The sequence below is a fragment of the Streptomyces platensis genome, assembly GCF_008704855.1.
Taxonomy (GTDB): domain Bacteria; phylum Actinomycetota; class Actinomycetes; order Streptomycetales; family Streptomycetaceae; genus Streptomyces; species Streptomyces platensis.
Genome location: NZ_CP023691.1, coordinates 5,595,503 through 5,618,503 on the forward strand (window position 1 = coordinate 5,595,503; position 23,001 = coordinate 5,618,503).

23 protein-coding genes are annotated in these 23,001 nt (G+C 71.0%); 19 read left to right on the forward strand and 4 right to left on the reverse strand.

Going from position 1 to position 23,001, the window contains the following annotated elements:
* Positions 1–174: 174 nt before the first annotated feature.
* The 5 genes from CP981_RS24910 to CP981_RS24930 all read left to right on the forward strand — a co-directional run bounded on the left by CP981_RS24910 (position 175) and on the right by CP981_RS24930 (position 5,577).
* A complete protein-coding gene (locus CP981_RS24910; RefSeq protein ID WP_085926770.1) occupies positions 175–1,287 on the forward strand; it encodes a sugar kinase in 1,113 nt (370 codons plus the stop codon).
* A gap of 73 nt (positions 1,288–1,360) precedes the next feature.
* Positions 1,361–2,149 carry an IclR family transcriptional regulator gene (locus CP981_RS24915; protein WP_085926769.1) on the forward strand — a complete coding sequence of 263 codons (789 nt, stop codon included), beginning with the start codon at positions 1,361–1,363 and terminating at the stop codon, positions 2,147–2,149.
* On the forward strand, positions 2,146–2,556 hold the full coding sequence (locus CP981_RS24920; RefSeq protein WP_085926768.1) for a RidA family protein: 411 nt from the start codon (positions 2,146–2,148) through the stop codon (positions 2,554–2,556). Before CP981_RS24915 ends, CP981_RS24920 begins: the two co-directional genes overlap by 4 nt.
* 125 nt (positions 2,557–2,681) lie before the next feature.
* Positions 2,682–4,166: a GntP family permease gene (locus CP981_RS24925; protein WP_085926767.1), complete on the forward strand. Its 1,485-nt coding sequence runs from the start codon at positions 2,682–2,684 to the stop codon at positions 4,164–4,166.
* Positions 4,167–4,353: 187 nt separating this feature from the next.
* On the forward strand, positions 4,354–5,577 hold the full coding sequence (locus tag CP981_RS24930) for an RICIN domain-containing protein (protein WP_158092676.1): 1,224 nt from the start codon (positions 4,354–4,356) through the stop codon (positions 5,575–5,577).
* A 106-nt stretch (positions 5,578–5,683) separates the two neighbouring features.
* On the opposite strand, the gene CP981_RS24935 is transcribed toward CP981_RS24930, so the two are convergent.
* Positions 5,684–7,033 carry a M14 family metallopeptidase gene (locus CP981_RS24935; protein WP_085926765.1) on the reverse strand — a complete coding sequence of 450 codons (1,350 nt, stop codon included), beginning with the start codon at positions 7,031–7,033 and terminating at the stop codon, positions 5,684–5,686.
* Positions 7,034–7,280: 247 nt separating this feature from the next.
* On the opposite strand from CP981_RS24935, the gene CP981_RS24940 reads away from it, so the two are divergent.
* Entirely contained in the window at positions 7,281–8,159 is an 879-nt protein-coding gene (locus CP981_RS24940; RefSeq protein WP_085926764.1) for a trypsin-like peptidase domain-containing protein, read from the forward strand.
* A gap of 83 nt (positions 8,160–8,242) precedes the next feature.
* Here CP981_RS24940 and CP981_RS24945 read toward each other — a convergent pair whose 3' ends face one another.
* On the reverse strand, positions 8,243–9,256 hold the full coding sequence (locus CP981_RS24945; protein WP_085926780.1) for a chitinase: 1,014 nt from the start codon (positions 9,254–9,256) through the stop codon (positions 8,243–8,245).
* 408 nt (positions 9,257–9,664) lie between these two features.
* On the opposite strand from CP981_RS24945, the gene CP981_RS24950 reads away from it, so the two are divergent.
* From CP981_RS24950 to CP981_RS25000, 12 genes are all read left to right on the forward strand, one after another.
* Positions 9,665–11,299, forward strand: a complete 1,635-nt coding sequence (locus CP981_RS24950; protein WP_085926763.1) for a hypothetical protein — start codon at positions 9,665–9,667, stop codon at positions 11,297–11,299.
* 132 nt (positions 11,300–11,431) lie between these two features.
* Positions 11,432–12,154, forward strand: a complete 723-nt coding sequence (gene cpaB, locus CP981_RS24955; protein WP_208852978.1) for a Flp pilus assembly protein CpaB — start codon at positions 11,432–11,434, stop codon at positions 12,152–12,154.
* 13 nt (positions 12,155–12,167) lie between these two features.
* Complete coding sequence (locus tag CP981_RS24960; protein WP_150522367.1) at positions 12,168–13,625, forward strand: CpaE/TadZ family protein; 1,458 nt, start codon at positions 12,168–12,170, stop codon at positions 13,623–13,625.
* A 3-nt stretch (positions 13,626–13,628) separates the two neighbouring features.
* Complete coding sequence (locus tag CP981_RS24965) at positions 13,629–14,012, forward strand: TadE/TadG family type IV pilus assembly protein (protein WP_150522368.1); 384 nt, start codon at positions 13,629–13,631, stop codon at positions 14,010–14,012.
* Complete coding sequence (locus CP981_RS24970) at positions 14,009–14,461, forward strand: TadE/TadG family type IV pilus assembly protein (protein ID WP_085926761.1); 453 nt, start codon at positions 14,009–14,011, stop codon at positions 14,459–14,461. Before CP981_RS24965 ends, CP981_RS24970 begins: the two co-directional genes overlap by 4 nt.
* Positions 14,458–15,798: a TadA family conjugal transfer-associated ATPase gene (locus CP981_RS24975; protein WP_085926760.1), complete on the forward strand. Its 1,341-nt coding sequence runs from the start codon at positions 14,458–14,460 to the stop codon at positions 15,796–15,798. The genes CP981_RS24970 and CP981_RS24975 overlap by 4 nt, the downstream gene beginning before the upstream one ends.
* A complete protein-coding gene (locus CP981_RS24980; protein WP_085926759.1) occupies positions 15,795–16,739 on the forward strand; it encodes a type II secretion system F family protein in 945 nt (314 codons plus the stop codon). Before CP981_RS24975 ends, CP981_RS24980 begins: the two co-directional genes overlap by 4 nt.
* A gap of 14 nt (positions 16,740–16,753) precedes the next feature.
* The gene (locus CP981_RS24985; RefSeq protein ID WP_085926758.1) at positions 16,754–17,647 is read left to right on the forward strand and encodes a DUF5936 domain-containing protein; all 894 of its coding nucleotides are present in this window, start codon (positions 16,754–16,756) and stop codon (positions 17,645–17,647) included.
* A gap of 581 nt (positions 17,648–18,228) precedes the next feature.
* Entirely contained in the window at positions 18,229–18,393 is a 165-nt protein-coding gene (locus tag CP981_RS37870; RefSeq protein WP_018089307.1) for a membrane protein, read from the forward strand.
* 17 nt (positions 18,394–18,410) lie between these two features.
* A complete protein-coding gene (locus tag CP981_RS24990) occupies positions 18,411–19,115 on the forward strand; it encodes a pilus assembly protein TadG-related protein (RefSeq protein WP_085926757.1) in 705 nt (234 codons plus the stop codon).
* A 61-nt stretch (positions 19,116–19,176) separates the two neighbouring features.
* On the forward strand, positions 19,177–19,761 hold the full coding sequence (locus CP981_RS24995) for a hypothetical protein (protein WP_085926756.1): 585 nt from the start codon (positions 19,177–19,179) through the stop codon (positions 19,759–19,761).
* A 10-nt stretch (positions 19,762–19,771) separates the two neighbouring features.
* A complete protein-coding gene (locus tag CP981_RS25000; protein WP_085926755.1) occupies positions 19,772–20,407 on the forward strand; it encodes an OmpA family protein in 636 nt (211 codons plus the stop codon).
* A 60-nt stretch (positions 20,408–20,467) separates the two neighbouring features.
* On the opposite strand, the gene CP981_RS25005 is transcribed toward CP981_RS25000, so the two are convergent.
* Entirely contained in the window at positions 20,468–20,821 is a 354-nt protein-coding gene (locus tag CP981_RS25005) for a DUF192 domain-containing protein (protein WP_085926754.1), read from the reverse strand.
* A gap of 108 nt (positions 20,822–20,929) precedes the next feature.
* On the opposite strand from CP981_RS25005, the gene CP981_RS25010 reads away from it, so the two are divergent.
* Positions 20,930–21,655 (forward strand): prepilin peptidase, encoded by a 726-nt coding sequence (locus CP981_RS25010; protein WP_085926779.1) that lies wholly within the window; start codon positions 20,930–20,932, stop codon positions 21,653–21,655.
* Positions 21,656–21,878: 223 nt separating this feature from the next.
* Here the strand turns inward: CP981_RS25010 and mgrA are convergent, their stop codons facing one another.
* Positions 21,879–22,910 (reverse strand): L-glyceraldehyde 3-phosphate reductase, encoded by a 1,032-nt coding sequence (mgrA, locus tag CP981_RS25015; RefSeq protein WP_085926753.1) that lies wholly within the window; start codon positions 22,908–22,910, stop codon positions 21,879–21,881.
* Positions 22,911–23,001: the final 91 nt, after the last annotated feature.

Below are 23,001 nucleotides of genomic sequence, written 5' to 3' on the forward strand. Positions count from 1 at the left end.
CTCATTGCGCATATCGCGTACCGCTGTCTAACATCCGGGCCATCGCACGGTCAATGGTGAGAAGCATGGCGGGGAACGGGCCGGAACGGGCCCTGTGCACCGCCCCGGACGACACCCGGACCGCCGCTCCGGCCGCGCCCGGGTGAGCCGTACAGCGAAGGAGCACATCCGCTCATGACCAGGTCCTCGAACGCCGGCGACGGTCAAGCCCCGGACGGCGCACCCGTCCCGGACATCGATGTCGTCTGCCTCGGCGAGTCCATGGTCACCTTCCTGCCCCGCCTGCCCGGGCGGCTCGCCGATGTCCCCTCCTTCGACCGCGCCATCGGCGGTGCCGAATCCAATGTCGCCTGCACCCTCGCCCGCACCGGCCACACCACCCGCTGGATCTCCCGGGTCGGCACCGACGGCTTCGGCGACCATCTGCTGGGCGCCATCGCCGACTGCGGCGTCGACGTCCGGCACGTCCGGCGCGACCCGCTGCGCCCCACCGGCGTCTACTTCCGCACGGCCGGCGACCGCGCCACCGGCACCCACGAAGTCGCCTACTACCGCGCCGGTTCCGCCGCCTCCGCCATGACGGCGGCCGACCTGGACCCGGCCGCCCTGTACGGCGGCCGGATCCTGCATCTGTCCGGCATCACGGCGGCGCTGTCCGCGGACTGCCTCGGCCTGCTGACGGAGCTGACCACCCGCCGCCCCGGGCGCCCGCTCCTCTCCTTCGACGTCAACTACCGGCCCGGGCTGTGGCAGGACACCGCGCGGGCACGGGTACTGCTCGACCTCGCGCGCGGCGCCGACCTCGTCTTCGTGGGCGATGACGAGGCCCGGGACGCCTGGGGCCTGCACGGTCCCCGGGCCATCCGCGAAGCGCTGCCGGAACCGCACACCCTGGTCGTCAAGCAGGGCAAGGCCGGAGCCACCGTGTTCCGGCGGACGCGGGAGCCGGGCGGCTGCTGCGACGACGCCACCGGCACCGCCACCTTCGTCCCCGCTCTGGACGTCGACCTCGTGGCGGCCACCGGCGCCGGAGACGCCTTCGCCGCCGGCTTCCTCTCCGCCACCCTCCGCGGCCTCCCGGACCGCGCCCGCCTCCGGCACGGCCATCTGTGGGCCGCCGCCGCCCTCACCGTCCCCGGCGATCTCGCCACCCCGCCGAGCCGGCCGTACGCCGACCGTTTGGCCGCCCTCGACGACCCGGCCTGGGCGGGACTGCACCTCGCTCCCGGCTGGACCGACGCCGCCACATCCGGCCACAGGGCCGACGAGGAGGTATCCACGCATTGAACGAGCCACGAGCGAGAGCCATCGAGCGGTGCGCCCCGGGCGACCGGCGGGCCCGGCGGAACGAGGTGCCGGTATGAGCCAGACCGTCGACCGGGCGCTGAGCATCCTGCCGCTGCTCGCCGAGGGGCCCGCCGACCTGGGCCAGGTCGCCGACCGGCTCGGCGTCCACAAGTCCACCGCCCTCCGGCTGCTGCGCACCCTCCATGAACACGGCTTCGTCTACCGCCAGTCCGACCAGCGCTACCGCCTCGGCGCCCGGCTCTTCGTCCTCGCCCAGCAGGCCGTCGAGAACCTCGACGTACGCGAGATCGCCCACCCCCACCTCGTCGCACTCAACGAGAAGTGCGGACACACCGTCCACCTCGCGGTCCACGAGGAGAACGAGGTCCTTTACATCGACAAGGTGGAGAGCCGCTACCCCGTCCGGATGTACTCCCGGATCGGCAAACCCGTCGCGATCACGGTCGCCGCGGTCGCCAAGCTGCTCCTCGCCGACCTCCCCGAACCCGAGCGCCGCGCCCTCGCCGAGAAGCTCGACTACCCCCGCTACACGTCCCGTTCGACCCATGACGCCACGGCGTTCCTCGCCGAACTGGCCACGGTCCGCGAACAGGGCTGGGCCACCGACCTCGGTGGCCACGAGGAGTCCATCAACTGCGTCGCGGCCCCCGTCCGCGGCGCCGACGGCCGTCTGGTCGCCGCCATGTCGGTCTCCGCACCGAATGTCGTCGTCAGCGCCGGGGAGCTCCTCGGACTGCTCCCGCTGGTCCGCCGCACCGCCGACGCCATCAGCCGGGAGTACTCCGGAACCGCCGTCCCCTCATCAGCCACCGACCCCGCAGAGGAAGCCCGCACCCCATGACCGAGAAGACCGCGCTCACCCCGGCCACCCACACCGCCCCGCCCGCGAAGTTCTCCCACGGCGTCAGGAAGGGCAATATCCTCCAGGTCGCGGGCCAGGTGGGCTTCCTCCCCGCCGTCGAGGGCCAGGCCCCCACCCCGGCCGGCCCCACCCTGCGCGAGCAGACCCTCCAGACCCTCGCCAACGTCAAGGCCATCCTCCAAGAGGGCGGCGCCAGTTGGGACGACGCGATGATGATCCGCGTCTACCTCACCGATGTGGCGCACTTCGCCGAGATGAACGAGATCTACAACGCCTACTTCGAGGAGCAGGGCCTCAAGGAGGCCCCCGCCGCCCGCACCACCGTCTACGTCGGTCTGCCCAAGGGGCTCCTCATCGAGATCGACGCCCTCGCCGTCCTGAGCTGAGCCACCCGCTGTGCCGTTAGTACGCCCGCACCATCCGCCGCACGGCAGGGCATCCCGCACCGACGGGGCGCCCTGCCGCGGTCCGCCCTGCCTGGAAATCCGCTGACTGCCACCGGAGTTCTCGTATGTACCTCGCTGCCACGACCGCCGCCCCGGCCACCCCGCCACCACCACCCCACACCGGTGGACTGCTCGCCCTGATACCGGGCACCGCGGGCCTGCTGACGGTCGCCGCCCTGGGCATCGCCCTGCTCCTCGTACTGATCATCAAGGTCCGGCTCCAGCCGTTCGTCGCGCTGCTGACCGTCTCCATCGCGGTCGGTCTGGCCGCCGGGCTCTCGGTCACCGAACTCTTCGGCACGGTCCAGAAGTCCGACGCCGTCTCGCTGATCGAGACCGGCATGGGCGGCATCCTCGGGCATGTCGCGATCATCATCGGCCTGGGCACCATGCTCGGCGCGATCCTCGAAGTCTCCGGCGGCGCCGAGGTGTTGAGCGCCCGGCTGCGCCACCTCTTCGGCGAGCGGCGCGCCCCCCTCGCGATGGGCCTGACCGGCCTGATCTTCGGCATCCCGGTCTTCTTCGACGTCGGCATCTTCGTCCTGGCCCCGATCGTCTACGCGGCCGCCAAGAGGTCCGGCAAGTCGATCCTCCTCTACTGCATGCCACTCCTCGCGGGCCTCTCCATGACGCACGCGTTCCTGCCGCCGCACCCCGGCCCGGTCGCCGCCGCCGGCCTCTTCAAGGTCGACCTGGGCTGGGTCATCCTGATGGGCCTCGTCTGCGGCCTCCCGGCGGTGCTCGCCGCCTGGGGTTACGCGGCCTGGATCGGCAAGCGCCTCTTCGTCGCCGTCCCGCAGGACATGGTGGACGCGGCCGACGAGGCCAAGGCCGCCGTCGCCGCCGAAAAGCCCGCCGCCGGCGCTCCCGCCCACGAGAAGCCGGTCGCCCTGACCACCGTCCTCACCATCATCGGCACCCCGCTCCTGCTCATCCTCCTGGCGACCTTCTCCTCCATCGCCCTGGCGCCCTCGCCCGGCCGCTCGGTGATCGAGTTCTTCGGGCACCCCTTCGTGGCCCTGACGCTCGCCCTGCTGCTGTCGTACTACCTGCTGGGCATCCGCCGCGGCTGGTCCCGCACGTCCCTGGAGCGGGTCTCCACCGCCTCGCTCAAGCCGGTCGGCAACATCATCCTGGTCGTGGGCGCCGGCGGTATCTTCGGCGCCGTCCTCAAGGGCAGCGGCGTCGCCACCGCCCTCTCCGACACCTTCCACCACGTCGGCCTGCCGGTCCTCGTCCTCGCCTACCTGCTCTCCCTCGCCCTCCGCGTCGCCCAGGGCTCCGCCACGGTCGCCATCGTCACCACGGCCGGCATCGTCGTCCCCCTCGTCGAGGGCCAGGGCATGTCCCAGGCCCACCTCGCCCTGATCATCATGGCCATCTCGGCAGGCTCGATCTTCGCCTCGCACGTCAACGACGGCGGCTTCTGGATGGTGAGCAAGTACTTCGGCATCTCCGAACGGGACACCCTGAAGTCCTGGACGGTGCTGGAATCGGTGCTGTCGGTGGCGGGGTTCGCGGTGGCGGCTGTGGTGAGCCTGGTGGTGTAGTCACCGGATTCCGGGTCCGGCAGACCGTGGTGCACTTTCGGCACCCATAAGGCAGATCGAGCAGGAACTGGCCGAACCCTACGTCAGGTGACGGATGTCTATCTCCTGTCGCAAGCCTACGTTTCGGACAGCGTTCGGCCGGCTGAGGTCGGCCCGACTGAGAAAGCCTGCCGAAGGAGCCCGCGTCATGATGACCGCTGAACCGATTCCCCACCGATCACGCCAACGGGGCACTGCTCTGTTCCTCGCCACCGCTCTGGCCGGCTTGGGTATGGCGGCATTCCCGCTCGCCGGAACAGCCCAGGCGGCCGACCCGCAGTGCGACCAGACGGCTGTCCTCGGGTGCCTGGACCTTTCGCCGGCACCGATGAACCCGGACTTGCACATGGGGTTTCAAGATGACGCACCAACCAACGGCAGTGGGCTCTACGCGCGAAAGGGCAGCGCCGCCGGCAACTGGAGCTTTCGTGGTAACGACGACGGAAGCTTCCAGATGGTGAACAACGGCACCGGAAAGTGTGTCGAGACCGTGCAACCCGATTCGAGCATCAGCCTCCACTTCCCTCAGCTGGCGGACTGCTCCGGCGCAGACGTGCAGAAGTTCTACGCGCAAAAGGAAGACGACCAAGGCAACTACCGCATCCGGAGCGTGACCACCGACAAGTGTCTGGATGCCAGGCGCGCGTATTCCCCGGAAAATCGCCCGGAACCCGTGCTGGAACTCTACGGCTGTATTGCCGAAAGCAGCGGCCAGATATGGAACGTCGCGGGAATGACTCCCGGGCAGGACAAGCCGTCGTCCGCGCTCGACGCCATGGCGACCCGGTACGCCCTGAGGCAGTTCGACAACGGGTCCGGCGTCATCAAGTCGGCGACCTACGACATCACCGATTCCTCCCAGAAGGTGACCTGGAAGAACGAGCTCGTCTCACAATCCAGCAGTGAGAAGGGGCAGGGCCCGTACTGCAGCAACCCGGGCCCCGCGGGAAGTGGCGACCTGACCTGCACCATGAACTGGACGCAGACCACCTCGAAGGAAACCAACTGGTCCAACACCTTCAACGTCGGCATTACCGCTGGATTCTCGGGAACCCAGAAGACTCCTGTGACGGCCCAGCTCTCCATTGGCTACTCCCACACCTGGGGTGGAAGCGTCACCGAGGCTGAGATGTCCGGTAACGGCGTCCTGGTTGTGGTGCCTCCCGGGTACAAGGGATGGCTGGCGCGGAAGGTGCCCTACAAGGCGACGACCGGCGACTGGACGATCACCACGGACATCGGAAAGAGCTGGAAGGGCACCGGCACGGTCAATCAGGCCGTCAGCGGAGTCGAGGGCTACTATCCCGAACTCGTGAAGTGCACGGACCAGACCACCGACGAGGCATGCACCTCCACGAGCAACGGGCAGTAGTGCGGGCCCCGGCCGCACGGACGATCAGCCGGCCCTGAGGCCTGCCGGGAAGCATCCTCGCGCTTCCCGGCAGGCCCTTGGGCTCGAAGGAGCAGGAGCGGGGCGATCAACTCCCCTTGCAGTACTGCCCTTCCTTGCCGATCGCCCGGTACGGGCAGTCGGCGATCTCCAGGAACCGCAGCACCGCCTCCCGGTTCCGGGACGTCTCCTTCGGGATCACCGAATCCTTCGGGTAGAAGCCGCCGGACCCGAACGAGGACGGGAACATCTCAAAGGTGTAGGCGAAGATGCGCTGGTCGCCCCAGAGCCAGTCGTCGATCGCGCCGTCGGTGATGTACAGGTCGCTGGACTGCTCGGGGGTGTAGCCGTTGGTGGCGGCCATGTTTTTGCCGAGGGTGGCGAAGGTGTCGTGTTCGTCCTTGGTCATGCCGTCGCCGGTGTCGTCGTTGGTGAAGCCGAAGGGCCACAGGACCAGTTCGCTGTAGGTGTGGAAGTCGATGGCGGCCGTGATCTGCTGTTTGCCGCCCACCTTGCGGTCGTGGACGAACTTCGAGACGACCTGGACCTCGGGGGCGGAGGCGGCGGAGGCGCCGCGGTAGGTCTCGGAGGAGGGGCTGGACGAGGAGCCGCCGCAGCAGCCCCACTTGAAGTCCCAGTTGCGGTTGAGGTCGGTGCCGACCGCACGGGAACCCGCGTTGGGCTGGCGGTTCTTGCGCCAGCTGCGGAAGGAGCCGGAGGCGATGTCGTACTCGCCGCCGTCCGGGTTCAGGTCGGGGATGATCCAGATCTCGCGGGAGTCGAGCATCTTGGTGATGCGGGAGTCGCTGCCGTACTTCGAGGTGAACTCGTTGAGCAGGTAGAGGGCCATCTCGACCGTGAGGTGTTCCCGGGCGTGCTGGTGGGCGGTGAAGAGGACCTCGGGCTCCTGCTCGTCCTTGGTGACGTTCTTGCTGAGTTTGAGGGCGAGGAGGTTGCGGCCCTCATGGGAGGTGCCGATGACCTGCTTGCTCAGGATGTCCGGGTGCTTGGCGACGAGGGCGTCGATCTCCTTCGTGGCCTCGTCGTAGGTGTGGTAGTTCGTGTAGCCGGCCGGGAAGTCCTTGCCGCGGGGCTTGTGCGGGGACGTGGCGAAGCCCGGCGGGTCGGGCAACTTGCGCAGTGTGTGCCCGAGTTGTCGGACCGCGGTGGCCTGGGCGCGGGTCGCGGTGATGACGACCGCGCGGGCGTGGACCTCGTCGATGCTGACGCCGGTCGCGGCCAGGGCGGTGCGTTCCGTACGGGTGGCGAGGCCGGTGACCTCGTATTGGTGGGGGAGTTCGGCCTGTTGGGCGGGGCCGGCGGTGGGCCCGGCCGATGGGGCGTTCTGCGCCTGGGCGGCGGCGATGGGGGCGGCGAGCGCGAGGGAGAGGAGTGCGGCGAGGACGGTCGTACGTCCGCCGCGGATACGTGGTCGCATGCGGTCTCCTGTGGGGTGTGAGGCGAAGCGACGGTGTCAGCTTTGGGCGATGTCATGGCCGTGACAAGGCGTCTGACGGTCAATTCCGGGCCCGCGGGAATCGGCCACCGGAAAGTGGCGAATCCCTCAACTTGCTGCTGACGGGCGGAAATTGATTGCCAGGCGGTGCCGAGTCGCCAACAATGCGCACGACAAAACCGAAGTTCCCCGCAAGGGCTTCGGTGACAGACGCTGAGAGGACCCCCACATGAATCGACCTCTCGTCGGCACCCTGGCCACGGCCGCACTGGGCGCCGCAACCCTGCTGGGCACCGTCGGAACGGCGCACGCCGCGCCGCAGGACGGTGGCCGGTACCCCACGCAGCACAAGAAGACCAAGGCGGTGGACTTCGCCGGCAGTGTCGCGCTGAGCAACTGCTCCGGCTCGGTCGTCCGGATGCCCGGTTCGAAGCCGGAGGACCCGGCGCTGGTGATGTCCAACGGCCACTGCCTGGAAGGCGATATGCCCGGCGCCGGTGAGGTCGTCGTCGACAAGCCGTCCAGCCGCAGCTTCACCCTGCTGGACAAGTCGGCCGGCAAGCTGGGCACCATCAAGGCCACCAAGGTCGCCTACGCCACGATGACCGACACCGATGTCTCGTTCTACGAGACCGGGTCGACCTACGCCGAGATCGAGAAGAAGTACAAGGTCAAGCCGCTGGAGCTGGCCACCGAGCACCCGGCCAAGGACGCGAAGATCAGCATCGTCTCCGGCTACTGGAAGAAGATCTACTCCTGCGGCATCGACGGGTTCGCCGCCACCCTCAAGGAGGGCGAGTGGACCTGGAAGGACTCGGTCCGCTACACCCCGGAGTGCCAGATCATCGGCGGCACGTCCGGCTCGCCGGTGGTCGACACCGCGACCGGCAAGGTCACGGCCATCAACAACACCAGCAACGAGAGCGGCGAGGAGTGCACCCTCAACAACCCCTGTGAGGTGGACGAGAACGGCAAGAAGACGGTGCACAAGGGCATCGGCTACGCCCAGGAGACGTACCAGATACCGAAGTGCTTCGGCGACGGCAACAAGCTGGACCTGAACGCCGAGGGCTGTGTGCTGCCGAAGCCGAAGGCCGCGCGCCGGTGAGCTGAAGCAGGAGCCGCACCCCGGGTCCCGTGCGCGAGGTGCGCGGGACCCGGGGCGGGGCCACGTGGTGCGGGCGGGCGGTGTTACGGGAGGCCGTGGACGTGCGCGCCCACCTGGGTCGCGAAGGCGTTGCCGTTGGCCGCGTCCCAGTTGGTGGACCAGGTCATCGCGCCACGGAGGCCCGGGTAGGTCCTGGAGGGCTTGAAGGAGCCGCAGTTGCTGCCCCGGGTGAGGCAGTCCAGCGCGGCGTTGACGACGGACGGGGCCACGTAGCCGCCGCCGGCCGCCCGGGCCGAGGCCGGAACCCCGATGCCGACCTGGGACGGGTCGAGCCCGCCCTCCAGCTGGATACAGGCGAGCGCGGTCAGGAAGTCGACCGTGCCCTGGGCGTAGACCTTGCCGTCGCAGCCGTTCATCGAACCGCTGTTGTAGTACTGCATATTGACCGCCGTCAGGAAGCCCTTGATCCCGAGCGCCGTCTTGAAGTACTCGTTCTGCGGTGACTGCATATCGATGGTCTGCGGGGCCATGGTGACCACGACATCGCCGTGCCGGTCGTGCAGGGCCTTGAGCGCCTGTGTCATATAGGTCGCGTGGAGGCCGTTCTCCAGGTCGATGTCGACGCCGTCGAAGCCGTAGGTGTCCATCAGGCCGCTGACGGAGTCGGTGAAGTTCCGCGCGGAGGCGGCGTCGCTGACGGACACCGCGCCCCGCTCGCCGCCGACGGAGAGGATCACCGACGTGCCGGCCGCCTGCTTCGCCTTGATATCTGCCTTGAATTCGTCGGTGGAGCCATACCCGACGGCCGGGTCGAGGCGGAAGGTGACCGCGCCGGGCTGCCCGGCCGCCTCGGCGAACGAGACCGCGATGATGTCGTAGGCGCCGTCGACGTCCTTGAGCTTCTGCACCGTGGCGCCGTTGTCAAAGTTCTGCCAGTAGCCGGTGACCGCGTGCCGGGGGACGGCTGCGGCGGTGGTGGCGGCCGCGGCGGAGCGAGCCGGGCGGTGTGTCCCGGCCGCCTGGGCGGTGCTCGCCCCGACGAGGGCGGCCGTGGTCAGCACCGCGGCGGTGAGTCCGGCGAGCAGCCTCGCGGGCAGTCCGGTCGACGGTCCGTTCTCCGGCCCGGCATTCGGCCCGGTGTTCGGCCCGTTCCCCGGCCGGGTCTTCGGTCTTCCTGAGCGTGCGCGAACCACGACTGCCTCCGTGTGGGGGGAAGTTGGGGAGAGTGCGGATGCGTGTTCAGGGGCCCCTGGGTGTGCCGTACAACGTGGTCCAGACCAATCACTCTGTCAAGAGTCCGCGCGGAGACGGATGTTCCCGTGCGGGACGCTTGGCCGGTATCCGCCATTTCCCTGCGGGGTGATGGTCATGACGAGTAGCCCAGAACGTGTTCTCTGGGACGTATCTCTGTGGATAAAGTGCTGAGCGAATGGCGCCGATGGCGCAGAGCTGTGCCGATCCGCGGTCCCGGGACCCCCGGCGGCCGGAGGGAGTGGGGGAGCGACGTGCCGACCGCGATTGCAGTCACCAGCCCTGACCTCGCGCTGCCGGCGACCGACCGGCAGACCCCCGCCGCCGTCGTCCTCCAGGCCCCGCATCTCCAGCCGCTGGACGACGCCCTGACGGAGACCAGCGCGGTGCTGGAACACCACGGCCACCTCGTCGCGCTCTACTCCTCGGTCTGTCCGCCGGAACACATCCGCCGGCTGCACACCCTGCGTGCCGTCCTGGAGAGCGACCGGATCGCCATCGTGCCGCTGTCCCTGCCGCCGCTGGGGGTCGCCTTACTGGCCCGACAGCTGCGGCAGTTGTCGTTGTGCGACGTCAGCCCCGGGGTGCTGGCCAGCGCGGCCCGGCTGCTGGCCCACTACATTCACGCCGGCGCCCTGCTGGGCAGCGTCAGCGGCCTGGACCGGGTCGAGGTCGATCTGCGGGCCCATATGAAGTCCTGGCTGCCCGGCGCGCACTTCGCGGTACTGGCTCACCCCCAGCCGCAGTTGCTGCACCTGGACCGGCACAGCACCGAGGCCGGACTGCCGGGTCCCCAGTTCGCCACCCAGCTCGCGGTCGCCCGCGGCCAGCTCGCCTCGGAGTGGGTCACCGGCGCGCTCGCCCCGGCCTGGCAGGTGCAGGGGGTGTACGAGACCCGGCTGCCCGCCGAGTCCGCCCGGTGGTGGGGCACGCCGAAGCTGATCGAATTCGCGGCGGCCATACCGGATGTGTCGGTCCTCCATCAGCTGGTGGCCTCCGTACGCCGCGAGGAGTGCCGCTGGTGCGGCCTGGAACTCCTCGGTGACCGCTGTGCGTTCTGCGCGGCTCCGCTGGCGAGGGAACGGGCGACGGGGGGTGGCGGCTCGGGCCAGGGGCCGGCGGCCATAGGCGGGACGGCATCCGGGCGGGTGGGGGGCGGGGCTGTGGCTCCGGCTCCGGCGGTGGCTCCTGGGGCCTCTTCTGCTGTCGCTCCGGCGTCTGGCGGCGCTCCGGCTCCGGCCGTTGCTCCGGCCTCGGCTGTCCCTTCGGCTTCGCCCGTTGCTCCGGTCTCGCCCCTTCCTCCGGCCGCGCCCGTTCCTCCGGGTTCGGGCGCCGCGTCGTCACCGGGCGCTGGGGCAGCGGCCGCGCCCGCACCGGCTCCCGGCCCTGCCGCACCGGCTCCCGGCCCGCCCGCACCGGCTCCCGCCCAGGACCGGCCCCAGCCCCGGGATCAGGCTGCCGCCCCGATGCCCGGCCCGATGCCCGCCCCGGCCCAGGCCCCGGCGCGGGAGGACCACGCGCTTTCGCCGCCGGCCCCGTCGGGCGGGCCCGGTGCACCTGCCGCACCCGCCGCACCGGGTGTGGTGGGCGTATGGGGCGGCCGCCCCGGCGGTCGTGCCGAACCCGGGCAACTGGACGTACGCGGGCCGGATCTCACGGCGGGTGGCCAGGCCGTACCGGGGAACCCGTACGGGTCCGGCCGTCCGGTGCCGGGCAACCCCTACGCGTCCGACACCCCCCGCGCGCCCGGCCAGTGGGATCTGCCCGGCCACCCCGACTTCGCCGGTCGCTCAGACTTCGCCGGTCACCCCGATTCCGTCGGTCAGCCGGATCTCTCCGGCCGCCCGGACGCCCCCGGCACCCCGCGGACGGTGGCCCGCGTGCGCTGAGTCCGACCGGGCCGCCGTGGCCCCGCCCCTCCGGCCGGTCCCCTCGGCCGCCCGCCGGGTTCCTGCCCGGTGACTGCCCACCCCCGTCCCCCGCCCGCCCCTTCTCCCCGTCCCGATCGAGGTCCTTCCCCCATGAACTCACGCCAGCGCCGCGGAGTGATCCTGCTGCTCCTGTCGGTTCTCTGTGCGGTCGGCGCGTTCGTCGGCGTGCTGTCGGTGATCAAGAACGTCGAGTCCAAGGTCGGTCCCGAGAAGACGGCGTACCGGCTGAAGAGCGATGTCGCGGCCTATAAAGAGCTGAATCCGGGGCAGTTCGAAAAGGTGCAGATGCCGCAGCGGTGGCTGCCGCCCACCGCCGTGACCGACCTGGACCAGGTCAGCGGCAAGATCGCGGTGACCCCGCTGAAGAAGGGGTCGCTGCTCCAGGACGACATGATCGTCGAGCGGCCCGCGCTGAAGGCCGGGCAGCAGGAGATCGCCATCATGATCGACGCCGCCACCGGTGTGGCCGGCAAGATCAACCCCGGTGCCCGGGTGAACATCTACGCCACGTTCGAGGGCAAGCGCCCCGAGGACAAGCCGGTCTCCAAGGTCATCGTCGCGGGCGCCCAGGTCATCGACGTCGGCAAGCTGACGCCTCTGGAGGCCAAGGACCCGGGCGACACCACCACCGCCAACAGCCGGCAGGCCGGTGAGGCCGTCCCGATCACCTTCGCGCTGAACACGCCGGACGCCCAACGGGTCGCGTACGCCGAGTCCTTCGCCTCCCATGTACGGCTCGCCCTGCTCGCCCCCGGCAACGAGAACGCCATACCGCCCGGCCAGCGCAGCTACACCCTCGACGGCGACAAGTGACCCGGAGCCTCAGGTGACCATCCGCATCCTCCCGGCCATCGGTGACCCCGACGCCGCACGTGCCGTGTCCTCGCTGCTCCACCAGCTGCCGGACGCCGAACCCGCGCCCACGGTCGGGGACTCCGCCGCGCTGCTTCACGCGCTGGCCGGAGCCGCCGCGCAGGGGGCCGGCGCAGCGGCCGCGGGTGTCCCGTCCGCCGCGGGCCAGCCGTCCGCCGTGGAGGCGCTCCCCGAGGTCGTGCTCGTCCACGAGCGGATCGGGCCGACGCCGGCGCTGGAGCTGATCCGTGAGGTGGCGCTGCGCTTCCCCGCCGTCGGCGTCGTACTGATCACCACGGACGCCGGGCCCGCGCTGTTCTCCGCGGCGATGGACGCCGGGGCCCGGGGCATCGTCGGGATGCCGCTCGGCTACGACGAGCTGGCCGCCCGGGTGCAGGCCGCCGCGCAGTGGTCGGCGGGCGTCCGGGTCCACCTAGGGGGCAGCCCGGAGGCGGTTTCCGGCCCGGCCGGGACGCTGGTGACCGTGACGGGCGCCAAGGGCGGGGTAGGCACCACCGTCACCGCGGTGCAGCTGGCGCTGGCGGCGCGGACCGCGGGCCGCAGCGTCGCGCTGGTGGACCTGGATCTCCAGTCCGGTGACGTGGCCTCCTATCTGGACGTCCAGTTCCGCCGCTCGGTCGTCGATCTGGCGGGCATTCAGGACATCTCCGTACGGGTTCTCCAGGACGCCGTGCACGACCATCACACCGGCCTCGGCCTGCTGCTGGCGCCCGAGGAGGGCGAACGCGGTGAGGAGGTCGACGACCGGGCGGCCCGGCAGATCATCGGCGCGCTGCGCTCCCGCTATGAAGTCGTGCTGGTCGACTGCGGCTCCCAGATGCAGTCCGCCAACGCCGCGGCCGTCGAACTCGCCGATCTGGCGCTGCTGGTGACCACCCCGGACGTGGTGGCCGTACGGGCCGCCAAGCGGCAGGTCCGGCTGTGGGACCGGCTCCAGATCCGTAAGGCGGAGGACACCACGACGGTGGTCAACCGCCTCACCCGGAACACCGAGATCCAGCCGCCGCTGGTCGCCAAGGCCACCGGCACCCAGGTCGCCCGGACCCATGTGCCGGCCGCCTTCAAGGAACTCCAGCCCTGTGTCGACGCGGGCCGGATGCAGGATCTGGACAGCCGGTCCACGGTCAAGCAGGCGCTGGGTGCGCTGGCCGGTGAACTCGGCCTGGTCGACTCGCCGTCCGTACGGCAGGGCCGCGGCAGCCACCGGGCCCGCCCCACACTGACCGGGCGCAAGCGCAAGGCCATAACGCCGGGGGCGGCTCCCGCTTCCGGGGGAGTTCCGGGGCAGTCGTCGGGGTCGGCCTCCGGGGCGGGCCCCGGTCCCGGCCCCCGGTTCGGTGTGCGGCGGGGACCCGCGGCGGCGGCCGGCCCGGGGCCGTTCGATCCGTCCGGCCCGTACGAGGAGGGCTGAGCGGTGCGGCGCCCGCTGGGCGGCGACGACCGGGGGCAGGTGGCCGTGGAATTCATGGGGCTGCTCCCGCTGATCCTGCTGGTCCTCGCCCTGCTCTGGCAGTTGGTGCTGGTCGGGTACACCTACTCGCTCGCCGCGCACTCCGCCGACCGCGGCGCACGGGCCGCCACCGCCACCGAGGGCGGCGGCGAGGGCGCCTGCCGCGCCGCCGCCGAGGGCGAACTCCCCAGTTCCTGGCGCGCGGGCGCCTCGACCTCCTGCGGAACGGAGTCGGGCCTGTGGAAGGCCACCGTACGGATCGAGGTCCCGGTGCTCTTCCCCGGCGCCGGCAGCTATCCGTGGAAGGTCACCGGCTCGGCCGGCGCCGCGAAGGAGGCCACCGGATGAGCGCCGTACGCCTTCCCGCCCGGTTCCGCGGTCACGGCCGCGACCGGGGCCAGGCCTCCATCGAATTCCTCGGCTTTCTGCCGATCCTGCTGGTCGTCGGGCTCGCCGTGGTCCAGCTCGGCCTGGCCGCCTACACCGTCCAGCAGGCCGGGACCGGAGCGCGCGCCGCGGCCCGCACCGCCTCGATGGACGAGGCCGACCGGGAGACCGGCCCGCAGGCCGCCGGACGGGCCGCGATGAGCGGCTGGGTCGCCGACGACGCGACGATCTCGGTGGGCGGCGGGGGCGCCGAGGTCAGCGCGACGGTGCGGGTACCGATCCCCTCGGTCATCCCCGGCGTCGACAGCCTCGGTACGGCCAGCCGCACCGCCACCATGCCCCGCCCGCAGGAACCCGGCGCGCTGGGCCCGCGCGCCGCGGACACGTACGAAGGAGCGCCCCCGCGATGAGTCTGAAAGCCCGGATCGTCGCACCCGAACCGGCCGGTGAGGCGCGCGAGGACAGCCATCTGGTCGCCGTCTACCGCGCCAAGCTGCTCGAAGAGATCGACCTCGCCGAGATGTCCTCGCTGGCCGCGGTCGAGCGCCGCTCACGGCTGGAGCGGGTGCTCGGCCACATCATCAGCCGTGAGGGCCCGGTGCTCTCCACCGCCGAACGCGCCCAGCTCATCCGCCGGGTGGTGGACGAGGCGCTGGGCCTCGGGGTGCTGGAGCCGCTGCTGGAGGACGCCTCGATCACCGAGATCATGGTCAACGGCCCGGACCAGGTGTACGTCGAGCGGGCCGGCCGGGTCGAGCTGCTGCCCGTCCGCTTCGCCTCGCACGAGCAGCTGATGCAGACCATCGAACGGATCGTCTCCACCGTCAACCGCCGGGTCGACGAGTCCAATCCGATGGTCGACGCCCGGCTGCCGTCCGGCGAACGCGTCAATGTCATCATCCCGCCGCTCGCGCTGAACGGCGCCACCCTCACCATCCGCCGCTTCCCCCGCGCCTACACCCTCGCCGAACTCATCGGCATGGGCACCCTCGACGAGCAGATGCTGATGCTGCTGGCGGGGCTGGTGCGGGCCAAGTTCAATGTGGTGGTCTCCGGCGCCACGGGTGCGGGCAAGACCACCCTCCTCAACGCGCTGTCCGGGCTGATCCCGGACGGCGAGCGGATCATCACCGTCGAGGACGCCGCCGAACTCCAGCTCCAGCAGAGCCATGTCATCCGGCTGGAGTCCCGGCCGCCCAACGTCGAGGGCAAGGGCCGGATCACCATCCGCGACCTGGTCCGCAACTCCCTGCGGATGCGCCCCGACCGCATCATCGTCGGCGAGGTGCGCGGCGGCGAGACCCTCGACATGCTCCAGGCGATGTCGACCGGCCACGACGGCTCGCTGGCCACCGTGCACGCCAACAGCGCCGAGGACGCCCTGATGCGGCTCCAGACCCTGGCGTCCATGTCCGACGTCAAGATCCCCTTCGAGGCGCTGCGGGACCAGATCAACAGCGCCGTCGACTGCCTCGTCCAGCTCACCCGGCACGCCGACGGCTCCCGCCGGATCAGCGAGATCGCCATCCTCGACTCACGCGGCCACGAGGACTACCGGATCGCCACGGTCTGCCGCTTCGACGCCGAACCGATGGGCGCCGACCGCATCGTGCACGGCCAATTCCGCTACTTCCCGCTGCCGCGCCGGGTCGCCGAACGCCTCTTCATGGCCAGCGAGCCCACCCCGCCCGCCTTCGGCGTCGCCACCCACGACGCCCAACTCGCCACCCGGAAGGCCCACTCATGACCGGCGGGAACGACCTCGCCCTGCTCGCCATCGGCGCCACACTGCTGTGCGGGCTGCTCGCGATCGCCGGCGCCCGGACGTACGCGGCCGGGCGCGCCCAGCGGCAGGCCATCGTCGACCGGCTGGCCGACGAGCGCGGACTGCCGGTGACCGGGCGGCGCCGCTTCCCGTCCGTCGACCGGGCGCTGCGCGGCACCCGCTTCGGCCGCCGCCTCGAACTGCGGCTGACCGCCACCGGCCTGGACGTCACCCCCGGCGAGTTCGTCGTCTACATGCTCGGCACGGTCCTCGCGCTGTGGCTGGTCGCCCAGGCCACCCTCGCCCCCTTCTTCGGCCCGATCGCCGCGCTGGTCGCCATCTGGGCGGCGTTCGCCTTCCTCAACTGGCAGCGGCAGAAGCGCATCGAGAAGTTCATCAACCAGCTGCCCGAACTCTCCCGGATCCTCGCCAACGCCACCCAGGCGGGGCTCGCGCTGCGGACGGCGTTGGGCATGGCGGCCGAGGAACTGGAGGCCCCGGCCGGTGAGGAACTGGCCAAGGTCTCCGACAAGCTCTCCGTCGGCCACTCCATCGATGAGGCGCTCGGCGAGCTCGCCGAACGCCTGCCGTCCCGGGAACTCGTCGTGCTCGTCACCACGCTGGTGCTGGCCAACCGCGCCGGCGGCACCGTCGTCGGCTCGCTGCGCAACCTCACCAAGACCCTGGAGGAGCGCAAGGAGACCCGCCGGGAGGTCCGCACCCAGCTCTCCCAGGTGGTGGTCACCGCCTATGTCGTCCCGCTGCTCGGTATCGGCACCCTGCTGCTGATGAACCGGATCGCCCCGGGCGCCATCGACCGGATGACCTCCTCCTTCCTCGGCCAGCTCGCGGTCGTGGTGGCCTTCGCCCTCTACGGGCTCGGGTTCTTCCTCATCCGCCGCCTCTCCAAGATCGACGTCTAGGTATCGGTATCGCCATGGCACTCGGAATCCTGCTGGCCCTCGCCTTCGCCCTCTCGGTCGCCGGTATCTGCTGCGGTATCGCGCTCTACCGGCGCGAGGCCCGGCTGCCGCCCGACCTGGCGCTGTCCCTGGAGGTCGGCGCGACCCGCACCACGGCCGTCGGGTCGGCGGTGGACCGCGCCGGGATGCGGTACGCGCCGCTGGTGCTGCGGCTGATGGGCGGCAAGCGCACCGCCCGGATCCGCCGGCGGATCGACCTGGCGGGCAATCCGGGCGGGCTGACCGTCGACCGCTACGCCGCCCGCCGCGCCGTCTACGGGGCCCTCGGCCTCTTCGGCGCGCTGGTGATGTTTCTGCGCGGTCAGCCGCTGCTCGGCGTGCTGATGGTGCTCTTCGGCCTCTTCTGGACCGAGGTCGGCATCTGGGCCGCCATCCGTCAGCGCAAGGACACCATCGAGCGCACTCTTCCGGACTTTCTGGATGTGCTGGCCGTCGTGGTCAGCGCCGGCCTGGGCTTCCGTCAGGCCCTGGACCGGGTCGCCGAGAAGTATGAGGGGCCATGGGCGGATGAACTCCGGATCACGCTGCGGCAGATGGACATGGGCGTCAGCCGCCGGGCGGCCTTCGAGGAACTGCGCAAACGCAATGACTCCGAACAGGTCGCGCAGTTCGTCACCGCCCTCCAGCAGGGCGAGGAACTGGGCTCGCCGATCGTCGAGACGCTGATCCAGATCGCCGACGACATGCGCCGGACCGACGCCCAGAACGCCCGGCGCCGGGCCGCCCGCGCGGTCCCCAAGGCCACCATGGTCGTCACCACCTTTATGGTTCCGGCCACGATGATCCTGCTCATCGCCGGTTTCTTCCTGGGCTCGGGCACCAACTTCGGCTCGCTGATGGGCAGGTGACCCGTCTCACGCGGCCCGGCACCGGACCCGCCCGCGGCCGTCCGGCGCCACGGGACCGGGCCCCGCGGATCCGCCCCGACGGCCCCCGGCGCGCCGCCCGTCCGACTCCCTGTGACCTGCTGCGCCGCCACCCGCCATGACGGCCGCCGCTCCGGGCCGTCCTTGCGGTTGCACATCCGGGCCCGTCCGGGCGACGGCGGCCCGTACTCGGCCGGATGAGTGCGTTACGGGCCCGGCTTCCCGTCAACTCCTTCGCAAGAGCAACGAGTTGTGTCACAGTGGGTGGGCGGACGGTTGCGCTCGCACTATGGTGCGGAAGGACCGTCCGGTCTGCATGGGTAACGGAACGGGGCACGGTCCCGGAGGGGGAACGGGGGTGGGTAGGGTGCGACTGAGTGGCCGAAAGACGACGTTGTGCCTGTCATCCGGGTTCCCGAAAGAGGATGGGATACGGATTCCCTGTTCCGGGCATGCGGTTCCGGCGTACTTTTCTGGTGTCGTGAGCGCGGCCGACCGCGCCGGCACCACGGGGACAGACCAGCCGGACCAGAGCGGTACGGCCGCCCATGGAGGGGAAGACGATGGCGAAGCGGATTTTGGGGAACGACCGGGGACAGACCTCGATCGAGTACCTCGGCATCATCGCGGTGGTCGTGGCGATCGTCCTGGTCCTGTCGACCACGGACTTCGGCAGCCAGATCGCGAACGCCATCGCCAACAAGATCTCCGACGTCGTCGGCATTTAGCCCGCACCGCCACCGCCGTGCCGGCCACCACCCCACCCCGCCGCCGGCGCGACGAAGGGCAGGCCTTCCCGCTCTACATCGTCGCGGTCGGTGGCCTGCTCTTCCTCGCGCTCGCCTTCTTCGCCGTCGGGCAGGCGGCGGCCAGCCGCAACGGTGCGCAGACCGCCGCCGACGCGGCCGCGCTCGCCGCCGGCCAGAAGTACCGCGAACTGCTGCGTGAGAGCGTGCTCGACGGCCTCCGCGACGGCAGCTACCGGACCGACCCGACGGCCTGGGAAGAGCTGCTGAACGGGCGCGGTGTCCTGTCCCCGGCGGCCTGCGAGAGCGCGGCCTGGTTCGCCGGACGCAACGGCGCCTATCTCTCCGGCCCCCGCTGCACCCCGGACTCCTGGCCCACCTCGTTCGCCGTCGAGGTCACCACCCGCAAACCCGTGGGGGATTCCGTCATCCCGGCGACCAGCAACGAACATGCGTCCGCCGCGGCGAAGTCCGTCGTCGGTCCCCGCTGCACCCTCGACCCCGCCCAGGACGACACCGGCGACACGGACGGCGAGGACGGCACGGACGACGAGGGCGGCAAGGGCGGCAAGGGCGGCAAGGACGACGACGCCCCGGCCCCCGTCGAGATCACCTGCGACGGAAAACGCTGGACGCTCGACCCCCGCCGCCTGACGGAACTGCCCGACGCCGCCGACCTGTTCTCCGTACGCCTCGCCCATTGACCGCCCGCACCCGACCACCCCCCTCGAGACGACCAGACGACGATCAAAGGAATCGCATCCCATGAGCATTCGGCGCACCACGAAGGCCGCCAGGGGAGCGGTCGCCATGGCGAGCGCTGTCGGCCTTGCGCTCGTCGTGGCCGGCTGCGGTGGTGACAGCGGCGGTGCGAAGGCGTCGGACGGCGACAAGCCACCGGCCCGCAGCACCGCTCCCAAGGACAGCGGCCCCGGCGCCCCGGCGGCCGACTCCGACAAGGTGATCGGCGAGATGAAGGGGCCGGACGGCGTGGTGGTCACCCTGCACTCCGTGGTCCGGGACTCCGGCGGCTTCGTCACCGTCAACGGCACGGTCACCAACCGCGGCACCCGCGCCTTCAACGCCATCGACTGGCGCTCCAACGAGACCGAGCTGCGGTCCCGTTCCTCGATCTCCGGGGCGACCCTCGTCGACAAGGCGGGCAAGAAGCGCTATCTGGTGCTGCGCGACACCAACGGCGAATGCCTGTGCACGACGGGCCTCAGCGGGCTGATGCCGGGGGCCAGCCGCCCGATCTTCGCGCAGTTCCCGGCGCCGCCGGCCAAGGTCACCGAGGTCGATTTCCAGCTGCCGACCCTGCCGCCGGCCAGCGTGCGGATCACGGACTGAGCGGGCACCGATGACCGCGACCCAGATGACCCGAGGACACCGGGTGCGCCGAGCGCCCCGGAGCGCCGCCACCGCCGCCGTCGCGCTGCTGCTCTCCGCGGCGCTGACCGCCCCCGTCGCCCATGCCGATCCGCCGGGCGTGACCGAGGACTCCAGCCCGCCGGTGCACATCGACACCGGCGACCCCGATCTGCGGATGGTCCAGGGTGCCAAGCTCGCGCCGTCCAAGGTCCTCAACATCAAGTCGATCGTCGAGGCGGACGACGGCTCCGAGCGCCGCCAGGACACCAACGACAATGTGACCTTCGCGCTCCAGGCCGAGGTCCTCTTCGGCAAGGACAGCGCCGAACTGTCGTCGGACGCGCTGTCCCGGATCGGCACCATCGCGGCCGAGATCAAGAAGCAGAACGCCACCAGCCTGCGGGTCTTCGGCTTCACCGACAACCTCGGCTCGGCGGGCCACGGCCTGGTGCTGTCCAAGAAGCGCGCCACCGCCGTCCAGCAGGAACTGGCCAAGGACCTCGGCTCGTCCGTCGGTTTCCAGATCCGCGGCTACGGCGAGCAGTACCCGATCGCCGACAACGGCACCGAGGAAGGCCGCAAGAAGAACCGCCGGGTCGAGGTCAGCTTCCCGCGCGCCTCGTAAGCGGGGCCGCGGCGGCGGCCGCCGGTAGCGGCGAGTAGAGAAAGAGCACCCCGGCCGCCCTCACCGGCCGGGTTCCACCCCCAGGCGCAGTCCGGGCCGCAGCCCCCAGCGCGCCATCGCGCCGGCCTCCGCCTCCAGGACGTGCCGGGCGCGGAGGCGGGGGCGCCCCAGCCGCCCGGGGCGCATGGTGCGGACGGCGAGCACGGTGAAGTCCCGGCTCAGATAGGCGACATCGATCGCGAACCGCATCCGGAAGGTGTGCACCCCGCTCGCCGGGGTGAGCAGTAGCGCCCCCTCGATACCGTCACGCCCCAACAGCCCGCGGGCCCGGGCCCGGTAGGACGCCGCGATCTCCACCGGAACACCGCTCCCCGCCCCGTACAGAACTCCCGGACCGTTCTCCCAACGCGCCATGGGCAGCGTTCTATCAGCTCCCGCACGCACGCAATCCCGCAGTCCGGCACTCCCGCACTTTCCCGGCGGACCGCCACCGGGCGCCTCTAGGGTCGACGCGTGTCCGTGATGCTGATGTTCCTCGCCGCCGTCTACGGGGCCGCGGCCGGGCTGCTGATACCGCGGCCCGTCCACCGGTTGGCCGTCGATCCCGAGGAGGAGTGGCGCGCGGTCTGTCCCGGGGGGCATCCGATCACCGGGCCGGCCCGGGGCTGGCTGGGGCGCGGGTGCTGTCCGGACTGCGGGGCGTACGGGCCGGGCCCGCTGCCCACGGCGGCGGCCACCGCGCTGGTCTGCGCGGCCCTGGCGGCGGCCACCGGGCCCCGGCCGGAACTCGTCGCCTGGCTGGTGATGGCGCCGGTCGCGGTGCTGCTGGCCGCCGTCGACTGGCGGGCCCGGCGGCTCCCGGACGTGCTGACGCTGCCGCTCGCCGCGGCCGGCGCGGCACTGCTGGGGTCCGTCGGCTGGCTCACGGGCGAGACCGCGGCGTGGCGGCGGGCCCTGCTGGGCGGCCTGCTCCTCGGCGCCTGGTACCTCGTCCTCTATCTCGTGAACCCACGGGGCATCGGGCTGGGCGACGTCAAGCTCGCGGTCGGGCTGGGGATCGCCCTTGGGTGGTACGGCTGGCGCACCCTCGTCACGGGCGGCGCCGCGGGGGTGCTGCTCGGTGCGCTCTACGGCGCGGGGCTGCTGCTCGTACGGCGCGAGGCGCGGAAAGCGGTCATGCCCCTGGGGCCCTTCATGATCATCGGGGCGTTCTGCGGGCTGCTCCCGGGCGCCGCGGCGGCGGCCTGACCCACTCCGGGCCGGAGCCTCCGGGAGCGCCCGACCCGCCGCGGCCACGCCGGTGCACGCAGCACCCCTCCCGCGGGGTTATGGTGGAAACCCCCCCTCGGGCCGGTCCGTATCCCCCCCACGGACCGGCCCGCTTTTTGTCCGGGGCGCGGGAACCCCGTGACCAGTCACGACGCAGCCGCGGCCGCACGACGGCTCCCCGCGTCGCCAGCGCGCGAAGCGCTCAGCGGCGGGCCCAGATGTTCACGCCGTCCGTGGTCCTGGCGAACTCATCGATCTCGGCCAGCTCGGCCTCGGTGATCGCGGGGGCGTCGAGGGCCGCGATATTGGCCTCCAGCTGGGCGACGCTGCTGGCGCCGATCAGGGCGGAGGTCATCCGCTCGTCGCGCAGCACCCAGCCCAGGGCGAGCTGCGCCAGCGACTGGCCACGGCGGGCGGCGATCTCGTTGAGGCCCCGGAGCCGGCGCACGACGTCGTCGGACAGCAGATTCGGGTCCAGCGACTTGCCCTGGGCGGCGCGCGAGCCCTCGGGGACGCCGTGCAGATATTTGTCCGTCAGCATGCCCTGCGCGAGTGGCGCAAAAGAGATGCAGCCCATGCCCTCCGCTTCGAGGGTGTCCAGCAGCAGATCGTCCTCGGTCCAGCGGTTGATCATCGAGTACGAGGGCTGGTGGATCAGGGCCGGTACGCCCATCGCGCGCAGGATGCCGGCCGCGTCCCGCGTCTGCTCCGCGTTGTACGAGGAAATCCCGACATACAGGGCCTTGCCCTGCTGGACGGCGGACGCCAGCGCGCCCATCGTCTCCTCCAGCGGGGTGTCGGGGTCGAAGCGGTGCGAGTAGAAGATATCGACGTAATCGACGCCCATCCGCTTCAGTGACGCATCCAGCGAGGAGAGGAGATATTTCCGTGAACCCCATTCGCCGTACGGGCCGGGGTGCATCAGATATCCGGCCTTCGTGGACAGAATCATCTCGTCGCGGTAGCCGCGGAAGTCCTGTGCAAAGATCTTTCCGAAGTTGAGCTCGGCGGACCCGGGTGGCGGACCGTAGTTGTTGGCCAGATCGAAGTGGGTGACGCCCAGGTCGAAGGCGCGGCGCAGGATGGCGCGCTGGGAGCTCAGGGTGCGGTCGTCCCCGAAGTTGTGCCAGAGTCCAAGGGAGATAGCGGGGAGTTTGAGTCCACTGCGACCCGTTCGCCGGTACTTCATCGAGTCGTAGCGGGATTCCGCCGCGCGGTAGTCGGTGCCAGTCATGCTCATCTCCCTATCACGTACTTGTGACCTACCTGATTGGGCTGTCGAGACAGCCGAGAAGTAAAGTTGCCCACTTGAGGCGACGGGGCGA